The sequence below is a fragment of the Paenibacillus faecalis genome (assembly GCF_900289175.1).
Classification (GTDB): Bacteria; Bacillota; Bacilli; order Paenibacillales; family Paenibacillaceae; genus Paenibacillus_AQ; species Paenibacillus_AQ faecalis.
The window spans coordinates 2,455,446-2,481,438 of sequence record NZ_LT985747.1; the positions used below are offsets into that span (position 1 = coordinate 2,455,446).

Consider the following 25,993-nt stretch of genomic DNA (forward strand, 5'->3'; position numbering starts at 1 on the left):
TCAATGGATTACATCAATACTGCCCCTAGAATCATCACAATTTGATTTACAAATTCTCGAGTAAATCATTGACAAGTACAGTGTTTTATTCAAATTCAATATCTACACATATTCCATAATGATCACTTGCGAAAGTATTCGAATCATTTCCAAATACCTCTAAATGATTTAATATGACCTTATTTAGGTTCCTATCATCAAAGGGTTTCATTAAAATCCAATCACATCTTTTAGGAACTTCTAATACATTAATATTCACCCATCTAGGATTCCCCCAAAAATCCAATGTTGGAGTTTTTCCTGTTTGCTTTCCATATACCTCGGAAAAATCTATCCAGTTCGCTTCTGAACCGTTTAATGATTGACGATTTGTCAAGTAACGATATACACTTGACGTTTCATCAGAGTTAAAATCACCACATAGAAAATAATAGTCTGCTTTTTTTTCCGACATCCATGTAACAATTTCAACGATCTGTTTTTCTCTATTTAAGACAGAACTATAATCCAAATGCAGATTACCAACTAATAACTTTTTTCCATCAACTTCAATCTGTACCATCATTGCATTACAATTATCTACGTCTTTACGATCCCAATTCACTTCCATTTCCGTTAAAGGGCGGCGGCTTAGAACTGCCAGACCTTCATTTTCATTATGATATTTCTCAAAATAAAAAAATTGGTAATCTGTCTCCTCTACAATCTTGTTAATTATAATTGAAGAATCAATTTTTGATTTATAACGGACTTCTTGCAAATTGATTATGTCTGGTTTCACATGATTTATCTCATCACAGATATTTTTTAATCTACCATCAAATAAATAGTCTGAATTCCATATGTTATAAGTTGCAATTTTCAAAATACCACCTCATTACTTTTGTATCCAACCTATACCAATTGCTTCTTTGTAAATTTCTTTCATCGAACTAGCCCTTGATAATGGATTAAGTTGAAGTATAGTTTCATAATTAAAAACAAAATAATAATTGAACCATTTGTAGTAGGAGACTAAATTTCTTTTTCGAGCATTTTCTGATGAATGGAATTCATGTTTATTGTTAGAATAATTCCATATCTCAAGTAAACAACGGATTGTATTACCACCATATTTTTTTCGTATAGGTATAAAATATTTCGATAACAATTCAATATGTTTATGGGTTAGTTTATTTTTTGAGATAAGCCCCCCCATTTGTATCAAGTGGTTTATATTCTCTTCTAAATGCTCTGCATTAATTTCTCCATCAGTTCCCAAACCAAAAACCATAACTCTAACATTTAATTCGTTTGATAAGGAATTATGTCTGAGAGCTGCTAACGAGAATGCGTCAATTAATGGAGTCTTCACTTCATTATCTTTTGGTCCTGAGTATAAAATATCTCCACCTACGTCACATATGATCACTTCGTCATATTGCTTAAAAAAACTGATCAGTGGATTGATTCCATATCTAGTGGATAGATTTATTAGATGACTCTGCATCATATTTGAGAGTTCATCATCAACTAATTCTTTTGTTTCCCCCTGTCTTTCATACCATCTATATCCAGGGTGGTCTGTTGAATCATATTTCACTTCAGATCTCCTGAAACGAATTACTTGATTATTTTTATCCAATATATTTACGGGCTTCTCAAACTCAACGTAACCGTCCTTAATGTAATAATGATCGAACTTGGGATTTAACCAGCCCGCTGTTTCAATCGTCAGAGAATTGCTATCGGTCAACATATATTCCCTTAACATTTGAACAGTTACTATGTCAAATCCACCACCAGCAGCCAATAATAATATCTTTTTTTGCATATTATTCATTGAACATTTCCTTCACGTCAGAAGGAATCATAATATTTGATATGGTAACTTCGATTGGATCTTTATAAGTCTTTAGTGAGATTGGTTGCACATTCAATTCATTATTTTTAATATACGAAACATCACGTTCTCTAGCTTCATGAAAGAACATTGTTTGTTTATCCTTAAAATCCAATATGAATTCGTGATTTGTATTAAGCTGCTTTATTTCTTGTTTGGACTTACTGCATATGTCTAATGCCTCATTAAGAACATCAATATTATAAAATTGTGGGGATTTTTTGCAAAAAAGATCAAGTATTAGAGCGTGATTATATACGTATTCTCCTGTCCATAACAGCAAGCATTCCCTCGCATGAATGATGATACTTTTTGCTATCTTTAATGCATGATTTTTAGTTTTATCATCTATTTGTTCGGGAGTTAACAAATAATCCCTCAAACGAAAGTACTTGCGCATCTCATTTATAGTAGGGATGGATATATCATTCCTAATCTTCTCTCCATAAAGGTGTACACCATGATCTTTTAACATAATTAAATCCTCAACAGCTGATATGTCCTTCCAATTATGAATTTCATCATTTGCATTTTTAAAAAGTAAGAATGGTGATTTAATACGAATGTCAGAACGTAAGCAACAGGAAATTTTAATATCATTTCCTCTGAATAATTCTATAAAATTTATATCATTCGTCCATGTCATTAATAACTCTCTAGGTAACTTATATTCGGATACAGATGTCTCAATATCATCATTAATAATAATTAATAAATCACAGTCACTACGTCCAGGTACGAAACATCCTGCTGGTAAACTACCAATTAAATAAACTGACTTGCAGTTCTTAATATCAAGATATAGAGTTAACCATCTCTTAATCATTTCTATCATTAGTAAAGAGTATTCATTAAGCTTATATTGATTCTTAATAAGATTTATTAAATTCATATTCATTCTCACCAATCTGAGGGAATTTTTCTATGCATTTAATCAAGGATTTGCTTTCTTGTAATGATTCCAAACCCAATCTCAGGTTATACATTGGAACAACTGACAAAGCCTTAAGAAATTCCCTATATATATCGATATTCCCTCTATTAATACCTGGGTAGGTTTGCAACATAATTTTTTGTAACCCATTAATTTTTTCCTCTTTTTCCAATTCATTGTTTTTGATGTTTGATATTTCAGGGAAGAAAATAGCTTTAGGAAAATTAAAATTATTTCTTATTTTGTTTGTTAGTTCTGATGTTCTAATTTCGATTCTTTTCGATCCAGGCAAATATTCTTCTTTTTCTAAAAATATTCGATCCATATTAAAGTATTGTCTTAGCTCAGGGTCAACATGCATTGGTCTTAACAATGTGGTTATGTTTCTATCATTCATATCAAACAAAAGTGTATCATCACTTAGTACTTCAAAACCATTCAGTAAAAAAGTTAATGATATCGTGCTTTTCCCATGGCCTCTCGGTGCAATAAAGATCAATGTCCCTAAATCTGGATGTTCTACAGCTGCTGCATGTAAATAAAAAAATGAGTGCATATGCCATACTTCATGAAAAGTCGGGAGTAAAAAACTATAATAAAAGGAGTTTTCACTTTTTATTTGTGATTTTATAACACAATAGGTTTTATCTTTTTGAAATATTAAAGTTTTTTTCGAATCTTGACTTACGGCTGTTTCTCCATATTGCTTCACATGAGCTTTTTCATTAAGCTTATAAAACTTTGTTAATTCCTGACTAATCCGATTATTCTCCTGAAGGAAATACACCTCTGTATTAGGAGTTGCTCCAAGCGAATATGTAACATACTGTTTCAAAATATTTCTTAATAATTCGTTCGCTAAATTATTATCTGAATAAATCCTAACCGTCAATTGATTGAACCGAACATCAAAACTTTCCAATATTCATCAACTTCCTTTCATCTTTCGTAGATCTCTATTAATCAGATTTTCGGTTATTTCTTGAGGATTGAACTTCGTTTCAAAACCCGTTTCTTTTGAAATAATTACCCAATCATCCGGACCTATACATAAGATCTTTTTCTCGCTCTCAATGGTTACATCGTTTACTCCTATCAATGTCTTATTATTTGGTAAAGAGATAGGTCGTACTTGTAGTAAATGCAAATTCCCTTTCAAATCATAACACCATTCAATATCAACAGGATTACCTTCATTTTTCTCAATCATGATTGCCATTTGAACTAGTTCTTTCATTTGGTTTCTGCTTAGTTCTATCTCTCTAGTAGAGGCGGCTCCTTCTTCGGAAATAAGTTGCATACTTTCTTTCATTACATAAAGAGTCCTGCTTTTTTCTTCTGTGCCTAATTCTCCACACCCATAATTAATAACCACTACATCTGAAGATTGTGATTTAGGATTTACAGAGAATGTAACACCTGTTATTTGAGTATTAACTTGTTTTTGAATTAACACAGAAGGACATTCTGGCATTATTGATAACCCTTTCAATTGTCTGTAATTTAAATGAGATAAAGTGAATGCTGAGGTTATAACCTCATAGATCGCATCAAGCAGCCGGTTCGAATCATATATATTCTTAATACTTTCTAGCATTCCAGCATTGGAAAATGACAATGTATCTTCGTCAACACTAGAGCTTCGCACTATCAGTGGATACAAACCATTTAATTCTTGTAATAATTCAGTCGCAAGTATGTTTTTTTTCTTTTGATCCTCAAACCACTCTCCGATTTGTTTTAACAGATTAGAGGTATCACCATTATTGCACCACTCTTTTATAAGCGACTCGTTGAATTTTCCCACCATGTCATCCCACTTGGAAATGTCTTTACAAAATTGTTGGGTTAAACATATTCCATCTGGCACACTAAATTCAGCGAAATACTTAGAGAGGTTATGAGCTTTGTTCCCGACAGCTAGAGGAATTTCCATTTTAGCTTTGTCAAGAGGGATCACTAGATTACTTAAATAGTAGTTTATAACATTCTTTCTCCCTAACTTTTTATCCGTTAAAATTTCAATCATCCCAATATCGCTATCCATTTTAATCCAATCGCCATCAGTGATCCGTTCTGTTGCATTTCTTGTTCCGATAATACATGGGACCCCTAATTCACGCGCAATAATACTAGCATGTGAAAGAATGCCCCCTTCATTGGTTATTATTCCTTTAATATGTGCTCCCGAAGTAATAATATTAGGATGAATTGAAGATGATACTATAATTTTATTTTCAATTACTTGAGGCAACTCCCGTAAGTTTTGAATAATATCGCTTGTCAAGCAAACAGCAATTCCTTCTACTAATCCCTTGGAACAAGCAACTTCACCAATTATAGTATTTTCACTTTTTCGACTAACATCATTACTATCTGTATTTCGCTTAAGTATATTATCCCATATATAGATATAATCGTTCGTTAGAAAGCAATTCAATCCTAATTTGCGATTATACATCACGTTTATATCTATCTCTCTGTTATGCTCGAAATAATTCATAATATCTTGACTTGAAACGAGTCTTAATAAAGATTTATCTACTATACGCTTCTTAAACATTCGGATATAAATTCCGCTGAGGAGACTTGTAACAAAAAAATTTCCTAACATAAACATTTCTCTTAATTGCAACCTATGTTTTGAAAGCCTTTTAGTAGCCTGAATTAAATCTATGAATTCACCTGAAAAGGAAGATGAAATATCGATTTTTTCTTCATTTGTAGTTTTATTTCTTTCAATCTTTTGTCCTTGATCTCTATTAAATCTAGATTTAAAAATGTCGATCACTTGATTAAGATTATTTCCATTGTCCCCGAAAAGAAAAGCATATTTCCTAGAATGTTCAGTGATTAATTCTTCTAGACCTTCATTCGAGCTTATATGAATTAACTTATTCCAATCTTCTTCTTGTTGATTAATCATTGTACCTTTAAGATCATGAGTGAGTATTTGTTGTTGAAGTTCTTGATTGTAATTATTATCATTAAATTCCATTTTAATTCTTGATTGTATTTTATTGGTGAATTCTTCGTTTGTAAATCGATAATATGCTAAGCATTTCGAATATAAATTGAAATATTCATTAAATAGATTGTATAATTCTGAATTACTTAGTTGCTCAAAACTTTGTAAGTCTAGTGATTCTCCAAATTTCCTATATTCCATTCCGCTATTATAGCTTTTCTGAATATAATCATTTAAAAATCCTTTTTGTTTTACAAAATTATATCCAATGACTCCCGCGTTTTCAGTCTCGTGAATGTCATAAAAGACATCCCAAGTATCTTCAATAGATTTTGCCAATGCATTGGTGTTTTCGCATCCAACTATATGACCTCTATGATTAACAATTCCAGTAAATTCTGCTTCTATGGATAATAGTTTAGACTTACATCGAAATGCTCTGTAGTATTGGATATTTTTAGTCGTCATTTTTCTATTCTTCATTCCTTTCTCGATCCACTGTAGTTCATTATGCTACCCCATTTATTCACGTTCTCTATAACCATAGTAGAAAGATCACCGATTTGATCATCATTGAATTTTATATAATGAACATCTGTTACTTTATAAAGTCCTGTGACCATTGGTGTGTAATCCTCTTCCTCATGTAAAAAGAGTATAATTGGCTTTTTCATAGACGAGGCCCATCCTAGTTCTACATGAACCCCTCCTGAAATAGGCTTCCATCCAGGGAAAGCTACCACGAGATCCGTATTAAGCATTTCGTTGTAATCTAGATATGTTGCTACTTCGGGGGTCATAAGCTTCTCTCCAAACTCTTCACGAAACTGCGCGGAAAACACACTGTGACCTTCTTTTTCAAGTGCATGTATGATGCGCAATAACGAATTCTTCATAAATTCATCAAAAACATTATTTGCGCTTAATAATTTTGTAAAAGGAAATGCAAGAAAGACTCTCATATTAATAACCTCCGATTTGATGTTCATATTATTGTTTTTATATCTTCTAAAACACTATGTATCCGCTTTATATGCCCATCTGTTAACAAGGGGGAAATACGAAACCACGCTGTTCGCTTGATCATTTCCTCTGTAAATGGACATTCATTCATCTTATAATCTTCTGTGTAAGGAAATGCGCTCTTATGCCATGACTTTTTATATCTGAAAGTGTTATAAGTGGTCAGCACATGGTCCCAATGCTTTTCAATAGGAACGTTATTACTTTTACACAGGTGAATAAAATATTTGCATTTGTCCTCAGTATCGAACACAAAACATAAACTGACTGGAACAGGATTTGACTTTAAGGGTATTGATCTTAATTTATATACATTTGTGTCGATTCCTGAAATTAAATCTTGATATAAGCTTCTTTGATTTTCTATGATCGTATTTGCTTTGTTTAATTGTTCATTGGCAATAGCACTTTGGATTTCAGTTATTTTATAGTTTTCCCCAAAAAAACTTTCTGGATCTTCCCATGTTGGATAACCGTCATTAATTCTAATGCCTCCATTATCATGATATTGTTTAGCTAAGTTAAATCTTTTGCTTGATTTACATGTAAATATTCCTCCCTCACCAGAAGTTATTACTTTATTTGCTTGGAGGCTGAATGCTGCAGCATCTCCTATAGTTCCCACATATTTCCTGTTGTATTGAGCACCAAATGCTTGTGCTACATCTTCAATAATAAAAAGTTTATGTTTGTTAGCGATTTCAACGATAGGGTCAATATTGCATGGTACACCTTGTATATGAACCAACATAATAGCTTTTGTTTTTGAAGTAATGTGTGCTTCAATTTTGCTAGGATCAATATTCATCGATTCATCGATCTCAATAAAATTAGGTAATGCGCCACAATTGAGCACCGCCCCAGCAGATGCCATAAAGGTGAAGGCCGGTACTAAAACTTCATCTCCTGGTCCAATCCCAAGCGCAATACAGCATAGTTTTAATGCTGCTGCACCTGAGGAACAAGCTAAAACATTAGTCACATCCAAATAATCACACATTGCTTTTTCAAATTCTTTAGTTTTTCTCAAAAATTTTGGTCCGTCATATCGAAATAATGATTTTGCCTTCATTACCTCAATTACTGCCCTCTCCTCTTCTTCTCCAATATAATGTGTGCCAATAAATGCGTCAGCAGGGATGATCTCCACTTTCTACACCTCGTTTTATAATATTTTTGACTACACTCCATACTCCATTACTTTGATATGTTGATAACTTCTTTAATCGTTCTTCTTTAATGTCCGCTTTCTCCAAAGCAAAAAACTCCCTCATTTTATTACCTAGATTGGCTTGAACATCTGAATCATTAATAAAGCATTCAACGTGGTTTAATACATATGCGATACCTTCTTCTTCACTTACATTTTTTATAACTTCTAAGCCAGGATATAAGTCAGTCCAATTTGCAAAATAATATCCAATATCCATCTGTTTATACTCTTCTAACTGCCTAAATTGACTATAATTAATAGGAGGAATGAAAAATACATTTCCATTAAATTTTAATGATTCTAAATAATTTCCTAAACCAGGAGAAAGCATCGAAGATTTCGACGTATATAATTCTTTTAAATACTCTGTATGTGTGAAAGTATGGAAAGATACTCGTAAATGACCTCTAAATTGTTGTTTAAGATGATCTATTAAGCATTTTCCACCACAAACTTTTATAGCACTATATGCATCAAGATCTAAGGCTTTATCTATTATTTCAAGTATACAAAGATAGTAATTATTGATTTTGTTCTGATCAATCATAAAGGACTCCGCCCCTCCAAAGTTCAAAAGAAGCTGATTTGTTGGAGTAAATCTTTCTTCGTATGGTTTCATATCTCTGATTGGTCCGACTACCATTGGGTTATTAATTTTCGAACTGTACTTGTTAATATTCTCAGAAAAATCTAACGACTCAACAATAAAATAGGTATCGACTTCCCACAATTTCAGAGGTATTTCATCCCACATCCAAAATAAATTATCAATATAAAATACTCGCTTACCTAATTCCACACCATATATGGCACCTTCTATATTCTCTGATGAAATAAGAAAATTTGCTTCAATGAAATAGTTTTCCATTTTTCTCAAACTCTCACCAGAGAATGTGTCGCACTCAACAACCTCATCGAAAATTCCTGAGAATTTAGCTTGTTCGAGTGAAATTCCTGAACCTAAAAAAACAAAATGTGCTGTAACATACTTTTTTAATTCTTCAATTATTTTCAAACAGGTAATAACTGGTCCATAGCCAAATGTTTCTGCCGTTACTAAAATCTTTTTCATTGGGTTAAAACTCCTTCAATTTCGTTGTTAAACAAAACATTGGCTCTATCACAATTCTTTTTACAAAAAACATATTTATTTTCTAAGCTTTTGCGTAAGTTTGCCATCGGTGAATCATTCCAAATTTCCTTAAAGCTTTTCTCAGACAAAGATCCTACTTTAAAAAACTTCGGATCTCTATGAATAGTACAATCGCATGGATAAACAGAAGCGGTAGGACAATCTACATGACTTGCAAATTGTGGATAGTAACATTTAAAATTATTGTTTTCCCATTGTTTTTTTTTCTGTGGAGTGTTTTCTTTAAAGTTACTAAAAAAATTAATATTGTCGTATAAAAATCGAACATTTAGTTCTCTTGCCAGAGAAATATACTCTTCATACTGTTCGTTAAAATTCGTTATTTGTTTTTCTGTCATTTCTAATTCTGGACAGTCTTTAATTAAAATAGGATTCAAAAAATCATATGGGATTGATTTTTTTAAGTTGATCATTTCGCTAAAATGATCAATATTCAATTTGTTAACCACATGGTTAATGACCACTTTCACATGTGGCATATATTGTTTTAATAGCTGTATATTTCGAGTAGTCACCTTCCATAGACCAGGAACTTGTCTAATATTATCGTGTATCTCTGAAGTATGTCCATCAATTGAAAATAGGATATGATTTAAATTCAACTTTGACAAACGGATTATTTTTTCTTCATTCAGAAAAAAACCATTCGTTGTTATTGCGAATTTCATTCCCATTTTAGTTATAGATTCGAAATGATCCCATATCTCTTTTCTTACTAATGGCTCTCCCCCTCCTAAAAAATGGACATATCTTGTACCAAGCGAATGTAGATCACCTAACAACTTAGGAACATCAACTTGGCTAATTTTATTAGGTTTATCATGTACATTACAAAAAACACATTTTGCATTACAAATATTACTTAATGAAATGTATACATAAAATGGTTTATCTCGATTCAATGATATCTCTTCAATATTTTCTTTAATCAATTTTAAATACATAAATTCACCTCATAGAATTTTAATTATCCGAGTAGGTATTTCTGTCCAGATCCATAGCTTTCTTTCATTGGATAAAGCAACATCTGAACGTATCGACGACTTCATTTATTTCGACGGAAAATGCAAAGTAAAGGCAGCTTTATTCATTCTTGATGGTCTAAGTGTTATTGAAATTTTCTATGATACAGGTAGTTTGATGATGCCGCATCTTGCCATCATTATTTTTGTGAAGTTATAGCAACTTCTACTACACGACCATCTTCCTAAAAATTGGCTTGTAAAGCTTTCACTATTTATGGAGAAGTCTAATCTTTTTGAGTAGTTTTGTTTTCCGTTATCGGTTAATCTATAGGCATGTAAGGAGATATGTTATTATGCAAATATTAATTTCGCATAGCGAGTAGGATCAACATATCCTGCAAACTCTGTATTTGCTAAACATAATGCTAATCTTTGTTGATTTTGATCCTTATCACTGCAGCTGATCTCAATGTCAAACCAAATTTCAGAACCTTCAGCAATATCGAGACCAATTTCATGACAGGGTAGCGTAATTTGAAGACTATACCCATCATCGAAAAAATCAATGTTGTATGAATGTTTGTATATACTTGTTTCCTTTGTACCTTCATAAGAATGAGTAAAGTCCAGTTTATTAAAAGAATCCCAAACTAATAACCTACCATTCTTTAATGGATAGAAATTATATATGTGAATATATGGTATATGGTTATTTTCACTATCAACCCCCTTCGTTCCCGAATGTCACAGAGAAGTAGTCTTTACTTTGGTTCTCAATTTTATTTCTGCTGAATAACTCATCATGAACACGAGCAGTGATATATATATTATTCATATCCCAGCTAATATGTCCGGCGGTCTTAAAAACCGGATCACCATATATAATAGATCCTCTTCTGATATGAGTCTTAGTATCAGATCTAATTTCTTCAATTATGAAGTTGTATGGCGATGTAGCACCTGTATATCTAGGACAGTTTATTATTGGGCCTTTCCAATGGACGCTTTCAATTGTATTTTTATAAAAATTATGAATATCACCAAAGAGAATATTATTAACATCAATATCAGTGATTGACTTAAGAGCTCTATGCTTTAATCCTTTTGAATCATCTAGAGTAGTTTTAGCGCAATGAGATTTTATTTTGCCTATTAAAGAATCGTTAATAACATCAGAGTAAATTCTATTAAGAAATAGTACTCCAAATAATAATTCCCATATTTTGTTCCACTTTAAACATCTATCTATTATTACATCCCAATCCAATTCTTCAGAGTACTTATTTATAAATAAAGCGGTCTCATGAAGCCATGAAAGTCTTATATCTCTTATTGCCCTTCCCTCAAAAAGCTGTTTTAAAGTTGTATCAACATGCTCTTTAGTAAAGTGACATAATAATTGTATCAATCTATCATGTTTCTCTAACAACCAGTGATAGTTCCCAAGTACTTCTGTTTTTTCTGCCCTATCTATTACTTCTTTGATATATTCCCATTCGCTAACACTATCATTGAATATCCTCACATGAATATCGCAATGAATGTTGTATGATTGCTGATTCCATTGACGAGTTCTATATACTTCTGGTATATGACAAACACTTGTTAGCATTTCTAAAACAGGAATATAATATCCGTTTAAACTAACTGATTGTTGAGTTTCTGCATATTTATATCCTAGTTCATTAAAAATTTCTAATACTTCCTCTAATTTATCACTATCGACTAAAACATCCATATCTCCAAATCGCCTTGTTTCGATTGGGTGATAGAGATCAGCAGCTAAAGTAATCCCTTTAAAATGAATTAATTTTTGACCTCTTTTTTCACAAATATTGGTCAATTGATTCAGTTCATCAATAAAATGTTTGTTTATTTTTCGTTTTTGTTTCATATCTTTTAAAATTTGTTTATATTCTTCTGGATCAATTTTTTTTATGTAATCTTTTAATATTCTTTCAACTCCAAATCTTTTTATATTATTTAATAGATCATTTGAATCAACAGAATGTTTATTCAAATAGTTAAATAGATCTGAGTTCAATTCCATCACTTTTAACGCCGCTATTGATGACATCTAACACCAATCCTCTCTATTTTATATTCAATATAGTAACTGTACTTGTAAAATAATCCCTGCAATAAGTTATTCACATACCATAACAAAGTCTAATAACGGGTGTCGTGACCATCTGAACAAAAAATGATCGAGTTCATCGTTCTGAGGGCAGCAGTTTCACGACCCACTCCGGTGCAATCCTATCACAAATCAAAATGTAGATTTGCACAGGGCTACTGTCAGCAGCATTTTGAAATCTACAAATTATGAAAGTGATTTTTGCATGTACAGGAATATTTCAGTTCATCATTCTAGTTGTGTAGAATGTGGACAATCACAATATTGCAATAATTCAAGATTTCCGTCTATAAGACTATTTTTCCAGGATGAAAACTAATACAGTTCACAAGCTCGATCAATTGTACCAGTCGCATTTATATTTCATTATCTTAACGAGAACTTTCAACTCTCCAGATGAGAGATGATCAGTGATTATGAGATATTAGAAAAAAAATGCAATTGACAGAAATGACCTTTCGTTGGAATATTGAACCATAACGTGATCAGGAAAAATGAAGCTCGGGCAATAACGACCAACTTATTTATTGAATAATATCGAATGAAATTGGGGTGGCACTTTGTTCTTAAATTACCTTTGGATCTTATCCTATTTGAAAAGGTATTGGTTGTTAGTTGTTTCTTTAACAATATCAATCATAGGTATGGCTATAATAGAATTGATGGTACCTAAGTTTATACAGACTTTTATTGATAAGATCTTGCCGACACAAGACTACAATTTATTTTCGAATATGATTGGATTATTAGTACTGTTTATTGCCGTATACCTTGGATTAAGTGTAGGAGAAAACATGTTAAGAAGGCATATACAGGAAAAGGCTTTCCGAGATTTACAAATGGAGATATTCCAACATATACGAACACTAGGGTATGCCTATTACGAGCAGAAAACAGTAGGTCATACGCTAGCTTTGTTACATGGTAAGCCTGTAGCAATACAGAGACTTTACAAAGTCCTTTTACCAGGAATGATTCAAAAAGGGGCATTTTCATTTTTTTCTATCTTCTTAATGTTAATAACGAGTTGGAAGCTATCGCTAATTGCAGCAGTTTTCTTTCTGCTTTTTTATTTTTGTGGTCCTGTCGTGGTTCGTAAACTGGATCAATCAAGTAAAATATTAGCCGACGCGCAAGTGGAGTTGAATCAAAAAGCATACGAAAGTGTATCATCAACGAAGGAGCTTAGAGCTTATTCAGCAGAGGATTGGGATTTGAAGAGATTTCTTACTAGTGTAGGAAAGTTGAATCACAATGTCGTTGTAACATACTTTATTATATATCTTAGATCAAGTATTCAAGCGTTAACTAACTACTTGGGAATTCTAACCATCATTGCTATCGGTGTGTTACTCATTCAGCTGAACCAGTTATCATCAGGAATGTTAATCGCTTTTCTGTTGTATTATTTTTCTGTTAATTACCAATTAACTGGACTAATTACGAATATCTCAGAACAGAAAATACTTATGTATCAAGTGAAGGAATTGAGAGATTTTATACATACTGCACCCGTTGTTACTGAGAATGAATGTCCAATTGAACTGGAACATCCTATTCGAGGAGAATTGACATTCAATGAGATATCGTTCAAGTACAATGATGGCAAGAATATTTTAAATCGTTTCTCATTTAATATTATGCCAGGTCAACATGTAGCTATTGTAGGAGAAAGTGGGTGTGGAAAGAGCACCCTATTTAAGCTTATTGGGCGATTTTACGATACGGATGAAGGAATGATATTACTCGATAATATTCCCATACAAAACTTATCACTACAGTCGCTCCGATCTTCACTAGGTTACGTATTCCAGGAGAACTTCATATTTGACAAATCCGTTGCGGATAATATTCGCTTTGCCCGTCCTGAAGCAACAGAAGAACAATTAATTCATGCAGCGAAAGCTGCGAATGCTCATGATTTTATTATGGACTTGCCAGCCGGATATAACACGGTTCTTGGAGAAAGAGGAAATAAACTTTCTGGAGGACAACAACAACGTTTAGCACTCGCGCGACTGTTCTTGAAGAATCCTTCTATCGTGTTATTGGATGAAGCGACTTCTGCCGTAGATCATTTTACTGAAGTAGAGATACAAGCTTCGCTCGATACGTTAATGAAAGGACGTACAGTTATTGCCATAACTCATCGCTTATCAACCATCAAGCATTTCGATGTGATTGTCGTTATGAATGAAGGGAAAGTGGTTGAAATGGGAACTTATGATCAGCTGTTAAATGCTAGAGGTTGGTTCTTCGATCTAGCCAATGGGGAGACCAAACGGGAGGAGTATGTAACTAATGCATAATTTCCAATTTGTATGGAAGACGGTCTCCCAACTGAAGCTATGGGTGATCGTTACGTTTATTTTGATGGTTCTCGAATCTCAATCTTATCTGGTATCCGTAGTCTTGCAGCAGAAATTGATTGATGATGTCATTCTGAGCAGGGAGTTCCATTATTTCTGGAAAATCTTTATATTGATTGCAGCTGCATACATCGTCCATAGCGTGTTCATTACCGTTAGTTCAGTCATGATGTATCAGACAGTTGTTCGTACACGTAGCCTTCTATCAAAGAAATTTATGAGCTGTCTACACCTTATGCCTGTTAAACAGTTGGAGAATCAGCACTCCTCGAAATTTCTATATCAACTTGGAGCAGACGAAGGAGACATTGGAAGTATATCCAATATGATCGCTGGTGATATTCCACGCATATGCAGGCTGATTGTATTACTTGTTTCATTAATCTTCGTTCTGTGGAATAACCCACTTATGTTAGGCCTGCTTTTCGTTGTTAGCTTGCTATATGTTATCTCGGCGCACTTATTAGGTCCACGACTGAAGTCAGCTTCTAGTAGGGTAAACGAAGCTCGATCCAATATGCTTGTTCATCTAGAGGAAGGGATATCCTCTACGAGAGAAGTGGCCGCATTTCATTATGAGAAGTGGGAGAAAAAAGATTATTTAAACCGATTCGCTGAGTATTTCCAATCCATTCTTCACGAAGGAAGAATGGTCAACAGACAAATAATCTCTAATCAATTATTAAAGTGGTGTGCTATTCTTGCCGTACTTAGCGTAGGTGGTTATCTTGTCCTCATACAACAATTATCAATTGGAATGTTCATCGTTACCTACCAGCTTGCATTGGAGCTAATAGATAAGACGAATGAACTGTATGTACGATCGATGGGGTTGCCTGCACGTATGGCCTCTGTAGAACGACTTCGTAAAGTGTTAGAAAGTGACAAAATACAAGTTGATGGAGCACGTATTGAGGATCATATATACGAGGTTAGACTAGAGCAAGTCTCTTATTGTCATGCAGAACGTGAAACAAACATATTGAACGACATAAGTCTAAACATTCCCTTGGGAAAAAAGATTGCGGTAATAGGACAGAGTGGAAGTGGAAAGTCTACACTTGCAAGCCTGCTAATGAGATTTTATGAGCCTAATACAGGTAGAATTGTTGTTAATGGACTCGCTTTATCAGATGTTAACCGTTTTGATTGGTTGAAGCGAATCAGTCTCGTTCCGCAGAACCCATATTTTTTCCCGGATACAATCCGCGCTAATATCTTGTTAGGCATGGAGAATAGTATGGATAAGCTGATAAAGGCGTGTAAAGTAGCACAAATCCATGATTATATCAGTCAATTACCGAATGGATATGACACCGTTATAGGTGATCGAGGGGTTACACTATCAGGTGGCCAGAAGCAGCGGATAGCTATTGCTCGTACACTTGTACGTGAGCCTGAATTATTGATTCTAGATGAGTCAACATCTGCTCTTGATGTAGAGACAGAAAAACGATTATTAAACCATCTTGATCAGATTAGAGTCGGGAAGACTACAATAATGATAACGCACCGACTGTCCACCATTAAGGATGCAGATCATATCTTTGAATTCAAGCAAGGTGAAATGGTAGAGAGAGTGGGCTATGAAGAGTACGAAGAAGCTTAACGAGCAGACTGAAGAGTAATTAGAAAAAATAGGCATAACAATACGACTGTTGATTAATATCAGAAATGTTTAGAGAGGGCCAATAGACGTGTTTTCCTGACACTTTTCCAATAGAGAACACCCTTTCGACCTCAATTGGGCTGAATCTATGGATGAGAACCGCTCGCAGTTTTTTCCTTTTCCACGCCTTACCTACGCTATCGGGATCCCCTGATCGCAAGCTGAAGGCGTAAAAAAAGCCCAATGGACCACCGACGTTCTATCCGGTGGCCCATTAGCTTTAGTGGGTGATGGGATTTTGTGGTCAATTCATGTATTCTTCCGTTTAATTAGACTCTATTTCGGAAACCCCTCTATCCCTTGGATCTGCATTAAGTGAATAGTCGCTTTTATATGTTCTTAACCAAGCATCTTTGCAACTGCCAAAATTGAGAAGCCTCTTCGGATTGTCCACCATTCATTTTCAATACTACAAAAATAAGTTTCCCTGTCTGCTCATATATATTTTTTATTTTTTCTACTTTAGCAGGATCCGGAATATAATCTGGATCCATTCCTTTAATGTCATTCGTACATATAAAACATCTCTCTTCACAGCCTGTGTCTGTTTGAAAACGTGATGATATTGATTTATCACTTTCTTTAAGTTCTTCTTAACACTATATAATTCTTCTCTTTCTTTCAGCGTAGCCATTAATTCATTATTTTTACTCTTTAAGGACTACATGTCATCCAAAGCACGCTCTCTCTTTTTTCCCTATTAGATCTAAGATCTATCGACGAAGCAGGATCCTTTAATACACTGATTGACTATCCGTACACCCCTATATCCCCTTCAACCAATGATAAAGGTAAATCACTTTCATTAGGTGGATATTTGTCAAGATCTTCTTGTGTGGCAATTCTTACAACATTTTCTTGAGCCGTAACAACTTTATAATCATCAAAAATTTTCCTTATTTTTATACGAGTGCTCATATTGTATTTTTTTGTATCTTGAAACAAACTTTGCCTGTCCCACATATTTTGCCTTAGTTGCCTTATATGTTCTAGGTCTCCATATGTATTCCTTGCCTTCTTCTTTTACACCAAAGGTAATGTTGACATGTACCTCCCATATCTCATTAATAAATCCTGCCCAATAGCTGAATGAAAAATGGAGCATCTGCCAACCGGTAAAACTGCTCCATGATGTTTTCAACTAACGTTCCCCCATTTGCTCAAAGAACAAGAGCTACCTTTACTTGTTCGGCAGCTCTCATATATAAAATTCTATATTACAAGGAGTTTCTAGGAGTTCCTCCATCTTGAACAAAGAGAAGAAATTAAGACCCTCATTTTCAATATTGTCTCCTCCCTGTGCTTCTCCCTCAATTACACAAAGAACACTCACAACATTTGCTCCAGCATTGCGTAAATCTGTCGCACTCAGTAATATTTGTCCTCCTGTTGTGACGACATCTTCAATGATAGTGCCGTTGCGACTGGAATACCACCCAATTTCGAGTCCCGCCAGAACCTCGGTATCTGCAGGAATTAGTTTTGACAGATACTCGGCTATCTCGTGAAGTAAGACAGGATTGGACTCAAACAAAGATTTATCAAAATAATCGTTTTATTCTTTCCCAGATCTTAATTTAAAATTACCTGTCAAGTGTGCTGTTTCATAAATCTTCTTTGCCAACATCTCTCTGTCCACTGCTTCACCAACCTTAAACAATTCCTTAATTTTACCATATCGATTTATAATTGAAAATCAATTATCCTGCCCGTTAGTTTAATAAAAGCGCGTCTAATCATCTTTATTTGCCGCCGTCGATGAAATCATATCGGAAATATAACAATTCAATGTTCTTGTCATCTGTCGGGAATGTTACCAAGTTCTTGTCATTGTATTTTGACAAGAACTTGGTAACATAAATATAAAAAGCCGCATTATTGAAGTGACCCCCAAAAGTTAGACACGGTTATTTCATCAGGCAGCTTTTTCAAAATGAGTTCGGTACTGTACCGGACTCATTTTGAATTTTGCCTTCAACCGTTTAGTATTGTAGTATTCAATATATTTTTTCAGTTCTTTCTTGAAATGTTCGACATTTTCAAACTCTTTACAGTACAGAAACTCCGACTTGAGAATACCGAAGAAATTCTCTATGACGGCATTATCGTAACAATTCCCTTTTCGTGACATGCTTTGGAGAATGCCTCTCGACTTAAGCGCATGGCGATACGGCTTCATTTGGTAATGCCATCCTTGATCTGAATGAAGAAGAAGATGGTGCTCTTCCGGCAGACGCTTCAGTCCTGCATCCAGCATTTCAGATACCAGAGAATATGTTGGTCGTGAACCAATGGTATAGGTGATAATCTCCCCGTTGAATAAGTCCAAAATGGGCGATAGATACAGCTTTTCTCCAAACAACTTAAACTCCGTGATGTCCGTCACCCATTTCTCATTTGGCGCCTCCGCCGTGAACTGGCGGTCCAGATGATTCGGTGCAATCTTGCCCACTGTCCCTTTATACGACTTATACTTTTTCATGCGGACTAGGCATTTAATGCCTAGCTTTTTCATGAGCCGCTGAACCTTCTTATGGTTTACTTTCCATCCACGGGTTACCAGTTCATCACGAATACGGCGATATCCGTAACGCCCCTCATGTTCCGCGTAAATTGACTGAATTTCAGCTTCCAAATCGGTATTCAAATCTGGTTGATTTATACGTGCTATAAGGTAGTAATAGGTGCTGCGCGGGATACCAGCCAGCTGTACGAGTGCCATCACCGGATATTTATGCCTCAGTTCCCAGACGACTTGTGCTTTGTCTTGTTTGGTGATTTTTCCTTGTTTCGAACTAAGGCATTCAACTTTTTTAGATACTCATTTTCCATTTCAAGCTGCTTGATACGTTCTTTAAGTGCTTCGTCAGACCCTTCAACTACGGATCGTTTGATAGACGAATTGGAATCTTTCTTCATGGATGGACGCCCCTTCTTTTTTGGCTCAAGGGCTTCTAGACCGCCTGTCTCCATCTTTTTCTGCCAGGAATACAACATGGAGAAGTCCGGAAGGTTGAACAGAGCAGCGGTATCCATGAGAGAAGCGTCTGATTGAGCCATATGATTGAGTACGTCCAGTTTAAAGCTTGCCGGATAATTTGTATAGCCGTTAATAAAGGCTGACTGACCATGCATCTCATAGAGCTTCAACCAATATTGGAATTGGGACTTAGTAACGCCCATTTGATTTGCGTATTCCGTCTGCGATATAAGATCAGGGTCATACCCTTGAATTATCGCCAATTTACTATCTTTCGTAAATTTAGTCATAAAAAAACTGCACCCCCAACTGTTAGAGTGTGTCTAACAATTGGGGTGCAGTTCATATCAGCGGCTTCTAATGTTACTATGTTTTTGTCACCCGACAATTTTTTAACATATAGATTTTTGGATTGCATTCGGTATCGTAGTTGTGAAGAGAAAATTTGATTAATTCTTTTTGGTAGACAGCAGATGATCATTCGAAGTTCTTATTCTCTCTAATCATCCCTGATGAGGTTTCCGTTGGCAGGCTTTTGGAAGAAGCGCCTGGAAGTCAGTCCGGATCCCAAAGCCAACGGGCCTCCCTTTCCTAGTACCTGGTAGTCATGCCGTTTCTCAGAACAAACCGGTGATAGTGACAAAATTAAATATAACTAATTATCTCACTAGAAGACTGATACCTATGATGAAGAGGTTGGATCATTAAGAAATAATCATACAAAACGAATATCCACTCCGATAATTCACCGAAGAGTTAAACTATCCTGCCCGTTAGCTTAATAAATTTGAGCAGTGATAAGTAGTTAAATACTTATCTAATCGGTAATCGGCTCATGTTCTTGTCCTTTTCGGCAATCGGTACAAGTTCTTGACCTTTGCTTGGGACAAGAACTTGTAACGATAAAATCATAACCACCCGTCCTGAACTGCACCTCCAATGTTAGATGGTGTCTAACATTGGAGGTGCAGTTCATAGCGGGTGGTTTTATGTTTCGCACGCTATCGCGTACTCAACTGACTAAAGTCGTAACAAAAAAACCTTGATTTCTCAAGGTTTTTCTTCGTATGGAGCCTAGGGGGATCGAACCCCTGACCTCATCGCTGCCAGCGATGCGCTCTCCCACTATTACCGGTTTCCATCACTATGCTTTACAATGGTTTAAGCTTGTCTTGCCCATCTGATAGATTGATTTGTGAGCCCCACATTCACATCACGATCTCCAATCAAGAATTAAAGGAGGGATTCAATTTTGCTGTTCACGGCGAGTACATATCGACGATCTTGGCCAAATAAGGCTCCCCTTCGTCAATCAAGTTCCTCTCCCCTTTGCTCCATTTATTGCGATTGTTGTCCACTCTTAAAAAGGCTTCCATCACCCGAGGATCTTTCGACGTAACCCGGCTTACCATCGCATGCCACTCCTGCCCAAGTTCCTTGGCCAACTCTGAATGCACGGGTACTTGCGAAGCATGATAGGCCGCAGCGTATAACACGATTCGTCTAAATTCATTATAGAAATCAAGCATTTCGTCAATCGTTCTGAATAACCCCTGAAAAATCTTAAAGTCTTCTTCCGGGAAATCATAGCTGCTCCAGTGGTCAATATGATCGGTCTCTAGCTCGTTCATCAGATAAGCCAGAAGCTCCCAAGGAATTTCGAAGCCCGCCAACCTCAACTTATTGGATACCTCTATACCGTGTATTTTCGCTTTGATCCCTTCAAGCTGCCGTTTGAGAAGAGTACTTTGTGTGTTCAGCATCTCTCCGATATCGTTCGACGCTTGCTTAATCTTATTGCGAATTTGTTCCAGAGAGAATCCCACGCTCTTATAGAAGTTGATTTGCATAAGCCTTCTCAGATGATGCTCATGATACATTCGATGTCCTTTCGTATTTTTGTCAGCTGTCAGAATCCCTTCATTATCATAATATTGAAGAGTTCTTCTAGAAACCCCACTTAATTCGGCCAGTTCTTTAACGGAATAAGTTTTCATGGCGTAAGCTCCTATTCCTTGGGTGTAATGAATTGTCGGACCGCGTCCGCGAGTTCCTCCGGGTATTCTCCGTTAATCGCATGGGAAGCTTCTTCAAAAACTACTACTTTACTGTTTTCATGCGACAACGATTTCTCTGCAATGGCAGTAGCCTTTTTAGGATGATGCATCGTCGATTTTCCCGCTATAATGGCAAGTACGGGAATATTGATTGCTTCCAACTGGTCCTCCTTGATTTTCTGAGGCATCGGAAGTTTACTTTTAAACGTTCTCATGCCTGTTTCAATCAATTTAGCTGTGGGCTCATTCTCGTCAACTTCTGCCCCACCTGAGATATAACTCAACATTCGATCTCTTATAGATTTGGGAATGATCGGGACTGAAGCAGGAATGGAGAGCAAGACCATCTTTAACGGAATGGCGTCAAAAACATAAACCGGATCCACCAGAATGAGCGATGCAATCTGCGGGACCTCCTCCTGAACCACCAGATTCACGGCACTCCATCCTCCGAAAGACAACCCTAACACATGAATTTGGGGTTCGTCCAATGCGATGATCAATTCCTTTAGCCAAGCGGCCTGATCCTGCGAATTTTCAACTCTTGCCGTCTCCACACTCATTCCGGGTTCTCCAAGCAGATCGATGGTGTACACGGGACGATCTTTAATCAAACTATCCAGATTCGATTCCCACATTGGCGTAGAAGCCGATTTTCCTGGAAGAAGCAACAGTGGTTCAAGATCTGTCGCCGACTCTCCCTCAAATTTGTAAACCTTGACTTCCCCGAATGTTGTGGAAATCTGTCTCTCTTCCACAGGCTCAGGCAAATGTGACATCGCTTCGTTATATACTTCGATAAATTCCGCTTTCCCCTCCTGATCCACGAAAGAAGAGACGGACCCATCATCATAAAATAATGCAAAACCTGCTGCCCCAACAAGTACGATAAAAATCAACAACCACCATCTTTTCTTTTTCAGCATCCTCTTCATCATATCGTCCTCCCCAACTAGATGTAAGCTCAGTCTAACTTATTACGTAACGTAATACGCAAGGGGGATTGTTGAAGTGAATACAAAACGCCCCGCTCCTGTCTGCGGGAATTAAAACATATGTGTTGAAGGCGAATTTAAGGATTAAGCGGTAAAAAGAAGAGGCATTACCATGAGCATGTCCCGCCAAGGTACGCCCGCTGATAATGCCCCCATCGAATCGTTCCATTCCAGTTACACACCACTTATCGGGTGTTTTTAACGATTTATAGTATGAGTTTCAACAATAAACGTAAGAAGCGAAGGCTGCTTTTCAGGCAGTCCCGGTGAATGAAATATGTTTCTCTTGAACTACCCCCACTTAACGCTCTTACGAGCTGTTTGAAGTGGAAGATTCCTAAGAACACCAGCGTAACCGCCAGTTATTGATTGGGCTATCCCCGTAGTTCCTACGGTTAGAAGCCTTATAGCTTCGTTTTTAAGATTTTGTCCTGCGTTAATATCTCTATCGTGATGCGTGCCACAAGAAGGGCAATCCCACTCACGAAGGTTGAGATTTTTAACGTCTTTATTTTGGTAGCCACAGCACGAGCAAAGTTGACTGGAAGCAAATGTTTTGGATACAGCAACTACTTGTTTGCCATACCATTTTGCTTTGTACTCAAGTATGGTTCTAAATTGCGACCATGATGCTTCACTGATTGCTTTTGCTAACTTGTGGTTTTTTAGCATTTTTGACACTTGCAAATCTTCGATACCGATTACATCGTGGTTTTTGATGATTTCTGTAGTGATTTTTTGCAAATAGTCTGTTCTTGCATTAGCTATTTTTTCGTGAATACGCGCTACTTTACGTTTTTGCTTTTGATAGTTCTTTGCTTCATCTAGTTTACATTTTCGTTTTAATGCTAATTCCTGTCGTCTAGACAGAATACGTTGTTCTTTTACTCGTTTTTCTTCTAATGTGCGAAACCATTTAGGGTTGCCAAATATTTGCCCTGTCGAAAGAATCGCAATATCTTTAAGACCAACGTCAATACCGACAGAAGAACCTGTTTTTTCGAATGGTTGCACTTCTGTTTCAGCAAGAATCGATACAAAGTATTTACCACTTGGATTTCGTCTGATTGTAGCGTTAAGAATACGACCTTCAACCTCACGACTTTTTGCAAACTTGACTAATCCAAGTTTAGGTAACTTGATTTTGTTTCCTACAATCGTCATATTGCCGTTCGTGTGCTTTGTTGTGTAGGTTTGTACTTTATTCTTTTTAGACTTGAATCGTGGTGCTTTATTCTGTTTCTTGAAAAATCGTGAATACGAATCGGCAAGGTTTTTAAGTGAGGATTGGATAGCAATGCTATCGACTTCTTTCAACCATGCTAATTCTTTTTTTAACTGCGTTAATTCGGCAGAACATGAATTGTAAGTTAATCCTTTGCCTGTTTCCTTATATGTATCGTTCCAACGTGCTAAAAAGTGATTAAATACGAAACGAGAACAGCCAATAGTCTTTGCGATTAAGATTTCTTGTTCTTTGTTTGGGTAGATACGGAATTTGTATGCTTTGTTGACCAACATTGCTTTTCACCTCACTTTAGTCCTTGATTTTCGATATACTTTTTAACTATGTTGATGGGAGAACCACCCGTAGTTAGTAGACAAAAACTTCTTGACCAAAACATTTCTTTCCATAATTTTTTTCTTGCTTGTGGAAAGTCTTTTTTAATCATTCGTGAACTTGCACTCTTGTAAGCATTAATGAATTTTGATAATTCAGTGTTTGGATGTGCTTTGAATAGAATGTGAATATGGTCAAAATCATGATTCCATTGAACTAATGATATGTTGTATTTCTTGCCTAATTTTATAAACATATCTTTTGCATAGTCAGACATTTCGTCGTCAAAGACTTTTCTACGGTATTTAACAACGAATACAAGGTGGTAGTACATCAAGAACACTGAATGGTTATTACTATGTAATTTCATGGATATAATCAGCCTTTTTTTGTATAAGACTGATTATATCATAGCGTAAAAAAGGGACAACTTTTAGGCTTACGCTTAACTGACATTCATCTCCCTCTTATTCATTGGGATACGCTCTACATATTCCTTGAAGTGGGAGTCTTCTGTCGGAAAACGATAAATATTCAATCTCAACTGACCATGACCATTTAGGCTCATTTTACTTTCTTCAATTTCTCGATTTCAACCAGCTTTCCATTTAACACAACGGCTGGAATCGAAGTTATTGCATACGTTCTGACCTTATCCTTACAATTGCCAGAAGCATCTGGTTCATTTAAGTGGTATACAGTAATCTCACATTTGGAACAAGATAGCTCATTTACCTGTTCTACAACAGATTCACTATATGGACTACCATCCGTAAACACCTCAATTTTTGCACTCATGCTTCAACATCCCCTTCCAAGCATCTTTTCATGATTGGGCATTGCGACTTTGAAGATGGAAGCATGAATGTCGGACGTATTGTTACGGACTCCAAAACAGCTTTAAACTGCTCCAGCTGGCTGATCTTCTTTCCGACTTCTTCAACTTTTGCAAGAGCCAATTGAAGCATCTTGTGTGTTGGAAAGTAATCCTCATTCCTGTAAATGGTTAACAGCTCCCTAATCTCTTCAAGGGTAAATCCGATTTCCTGTGCACGCTTAATAAATTGAATGTCTTCAACGGCTTCATGCGAAAACATCCGGTAACCGGATTCGCTTCGGGGAGGCTTCGATATGAGTCCCCGTCTTTCATAATATCTTATGGTTTCAATATGAACGTTGGACCTGATTGCCACTTGGCTTATCGTTAAACCATCCATAATTCCCCTCCTCGAAGGTATTATAAACACTATACCTTAGTCCGGGGTCAATGATTAATTTTCATCCATATTTCTTGATCACAGCCAATAAACGCTCCCGAAACGTTTTTAAATACTGCTCACGCTGCTCTGGCGAAACATGTGCAGGCTGCCAAGCTGCATAATAAGGCAAAATATCCATCCCGCAATAACGCAGCGTTCCATGCTCGATGGCATGTAAATGGTGCTCCAATATGCCTAGATCTTCTTCGATCTCATATCGCTCTTTTTCCGCTCCAGTAGTGAGCACAAGCATGGCCCGCTTCCCTTTCAGCGGTCCGTTCGCAAAGGTTTGATTTCTTCCGTATGCAAAGCCCGGCGTAAGCACGCGGTCGAACCACCCCTTCATAATAGCCGGGACAGAATGCCACCACATTGGAAAAATAAATAGAACGAGGTCCGACTCAGACAGCTTTTTCTGCTCCAATACGATATCCGGTGCCAAGCTGCCATTTTCATAAGCGTGCCGTTGTTCAGCACCATATTTTAAATAATCGGGATTACGTGGGGAACTAAAATCGTTCCAGTCAGCAACAGGCTTAAACCCCATTTGGTAAAGGTCGGATACCTCCGCCTCGTAACCCTGGCTTCTAAATGAATCAATGGCCGCATCCTTAAGCGCACCGCAAAACGATTGCGGCTCATGGTGTGCTAAGACAATGAATGGTTTCATTTTGTTCTCCTTTCTGTATAAAACGTTATACTTTGGTTTAAATTTTATCGAACAAGTCTATCAAACCGGCGATCAAAACAAAACATCCATTTATCATAAACCCTGATCAACCACTTTTCTGGTTACCAGTTATATCCTCTCATTGTAACATTTCGTTC

General features: G+C 36.1%; 21 protein-coding genes, 1 tRNA gene and 1 pseudogene. 2 read left to right on the top strand and 21 right to left on the bottom strand.

Annotation, left to right across the window (positions count from 1 at the left end; translation table 11 throughout):
* Window positions 1-85: 85 nt before the first annotated feature.
* The 10 genes from C8268_RS11725 to C8268_RS11770 form a co-directional block, all read right to left on the bottom strand.
* Window positions 86-865, bottom strand: coding sequence for an endonuclease/exonuclease/phosphatase family protein (locus tag C8268_RS11725; protein ID WP_158702727.1), 780 nt, complete (start codon window positions 863-865; stop codon window positions 86-88).
* Between the two features lie 12 nt (window positions 866-877).
* Entirely contained in the window at window positions 878-1,822 is a 945-nt protein-coding gene (locus C8268_RS11730; protein WP_106767826.1) for a DUF1152 domain-containing protein, read from the bottom strand.
* A complete protein-coding gene (locus C8268_RS11735) occupies window positions 1,815-2,774 on the bottom strand; it encodes a hypothetical protein (protein ID WP_106767827.1) in 960 nt (319 codons plus the stop codon). The genes C8268_RS11730 and C8268_RS11735 overlap by 8 nt, the downstream gene beginning before the upstream one ends.
* On the bottom strand, window positions 2,752-3,738 hold the full coding sequence (locus C8268_RS11740; protein WP_106767828.1) for a hypothetical protein: 987 nt from the start codon (window positions 3,736-3,738) through the stop codon (window positions 2,752-2,754). Before C8268_RS11740 ends, C8268_RS11735 begins: the two co-directional genes overlap by 23 nt.
* Before the next feature lie 6 nt (window positions 3,739-3,744).
* Complete coding sequence (locus tag C8268_RS11745; RefSeq protein ID WP_106767829.1) at window positions 3,745-6,267, bottom strand: PEP/pyruvate-binding domain-containing protein; 2,523 nt, start codon at window positions 6,265-6,267, stop codon at window positions 3,745-3,747.
* Window positions 6,264-6,746 carry a nucleoside 2-deoxyribosyltransferase gene (locus C8268_RS11750; protein ID WP_106767830.1) on the bottom strand — a complete coding sequence of 161 codons (483 nt, stop codon included), beginning with the start codon at window positions 6,744-6,746 and terminating at the stop codon, window positions 6,264-6,266. Before C8268_RS11750 ends, C8268_RS11745 begins: the two co-directional genes overlap by 4 nt.
* Before the next feature lie 23 nt (window positions 6,747-6,769).
* Window positions 6,770-7,957 (bottom strand): DegT/DnrJ/EryC1/StrS family aminotransferase, encoded by a 1,188-nt coding sequence (locus C8268_RS11755; protein ID WP_106767831.1) that lies wholly within the window; start codon window positions 7,955-7,957, stop codon window positions 6,770-6,772.
* Window positions 7,938-9,092: a hypothetical protein gene (locus C8268_RS11760; RefSeq protein ID WP_106767832.1), complete on the bottom strand. Its 1,155-nt coding sequence runs from the start codon at window positions 9,090-9,092 to the stop codon at window positions 7,938-7,940. The genes C8268_RS11755 and C8268_RS11760 overlap by 20 nt, the downstream gene beginning before the upstream one ends.
* The gene (locus C8268_RS11765) at window positions 9,089-10,117 is read right to left on the bottom strand and encodes a radical SAM protein (protein WP_106767833.1); all 1,029 of its coding nucleotides are present in this window, start codon (window positions 10,115-10,117) and stop codon (window positions 9,089-9,091) included. The genes C8268_RS11760 and C8268_RS11765 overlap by 4 nt, the downstream gene beginning before the upstream one ends.
* Window positions 10,118-10,859: 742 nt before the next feature.
* The gene (locus C8268_RS11770) at window positions 10,860-12,215 is read right to left on the bottom strand and encodes a nucleotidyltransferase family protein (protein WP_106767834.1); all 1,356 of its coding nucleotides are present in this window, start codon (window positions 12,213-12,215) and stop codon (window positions 10,860-10,862) included.
* A gap of 653 nt (window positions 12,216-12,868) precedes the next feature.
* Between C8268_RS11770 and C8268_RS11775 the strand changes: the two genes are divergently transcribed.
* Window positions 12,869-14,584: an ABC transporter ATP-binding protein gene (locus C8268_RS11775; RefSeq protein WP_158702728.1), complete on the top strand. Its 1,716-nt coding sequence runs from the start codon at window positions 12,869-12,871 to the stop codon at window positions 14,582-14,584.
* The gene (locus C8268_RS11780; protein ID WP_106767836.1) at window positions 14,577-16,253 is read left to right on the top strand and encodes an ABC transporter ATP-binding protein; all 1,677 of its coding nucleotides are present in this window, start codon (window positions 14,577-14,579) and stop codon (window positions 16,251-16,253) included. Before C8268_RS11775 ends, C8268_RS11780 begins: the two co-directional genes overlap by 8 nt.
* 943 nt (window positions 16,254-17,196) lie before the next feature.
* On the opposite strand, the gene C8268_RS11785 is transcribed toward C8268_RS11780, so the two are convergent.
* From C8268_RS11785 to C8268_RS11830, 11 genes and pseudogenes are all read right to left on the bottom strand, one after another.
* The gene (locus C8268_RS11785) at window positions 17,197-17,454 is read right to left on the bottom strand and encodes a hypothetical protein (protein ID WP_106767837.1); all 258 of its coding nucleotides are present in this window, start codon (window positions 17,452-17,454) and stop codon (window positions 17,197-17,199) included.
* 57 nt (window positions 17,455-17,511) lie between these two features.
* Window positions 17,512-17,952: pseudogene (locus C8268_RS23155) on the bottom strand (orotate phosphoribosyltransferase).
* A 276-nt stretch (window positions 17,953-18,228) separates the two neighbouring features.
* Window positions 18,229-19,583, bottom strand: a protein-coding gene (locus C8268_RS11795; protein WP_106767838.1) for an IS3 family transposase whose coding sequence is annotated in 2 segments (ribosomal slippage) — window positions 18,229-19,130 and window positions 19,130-19,583 — 1,356 coding nt in all. Because the reading frame shifts where the segments join, the coding sequence is not laid out codon by codon here.
* A gap of 778 nt (window positions 19,584-20,361) precedes the next feature.
* Window positions 20,362-20,433, bottom strand: a tRNA-Ser gene (locus C8268_RS22715).
* A 119-nt stretch (window positions 20,434-20,552) separates the two neighbouring features.
* A complete protein-coding gene (locus C8268_RS11800; protein ID WP_106767839.1) occupies window positions 20,553-21,290 on the bottom strand; it encodes a MerR family transcriptional regulator in 738 nt (245 codons plus the stop codon).
* A gap of 11 nt (window positions 21,291-21,301) precedes the next feature.
* Window positions 21,302-22,288 (bottom strand): alpha/beta fold hydrolase, encoded by a 987-nt coding sequence (locus C8268_RS11805; protein ID WP_234032769.1) that lies wholly within the window; start codon window positions 22,286-22,288, stop codon window positions 21,302-21,304.
* Window positions 22,289-22,636: 348 nt separating this feature from the next.
* Window positions 22,637-23,866 (bottom strand): IS200/IS605 family element RNA-guided endonuclease TnpB, encoded by a 1,230-nt coding sequence (gene tnpB / locus C8268_RS11810; RefSeq protein WP_234032771.1) that lies wholly within the window; start codon window positions 23,864-23,866, stop codon window positions 22,637-22,639.
* An 11-nt stretch (window positions 23,867-23,877) separates the two neighbouring features.
* Window positions 23,878-24,276, bottom strand: a complete 399-nt coding sequence (gene tnpA, locus C8268_RS11815) for an IS200/IS605 family transposase (protein WP_106767840.1) — start codon at window positions 24,274-24,276, stop codon at window positions 23,878-23,880.
* A gap of 194 nt (window positions 24,277-24,470) precedes the next feature.
* Entirely contained in the window at window positions 24,471-24,704 is a 234-nt protein-coding gene (locus tag C8268_RS11820) for a glutaredoxin (protein ID WP_106767841.1), read from the bottom strand.
* On the bottom strand, window positions 24,701-25,123 hold the full coding sequence (locus C8268_RS11825) for a MerR family transcriptional regulator (RefSeq protein WP_106767842.1): 423 nt from the start codon (window positions 25,121-25,123) through the stop codon (window positions 24,701-24,703). Before C8268_RS11825 ends, C8268_RS11820 begins: the two co-directional genes overlap by 4 nt.
* Window positions 25,124-25,184: 61 nt before the next feature.
* Window positions 25,185-25,835 carry an NAD(P)H-dependent oxidoreductase gene (locus C8268_RS11830; RefSeq protein WP_106767843.1) on the bottom strand — a complete coding sequence of 217 codons (651 nt, stop codon included), beginning with the start codon at window positions 25,833-25,835 and terminating at the stop codon, window positions 25,185-25,187.
* Window positions 25,836-25,993 lie beyond the last annotated feature (158 nt).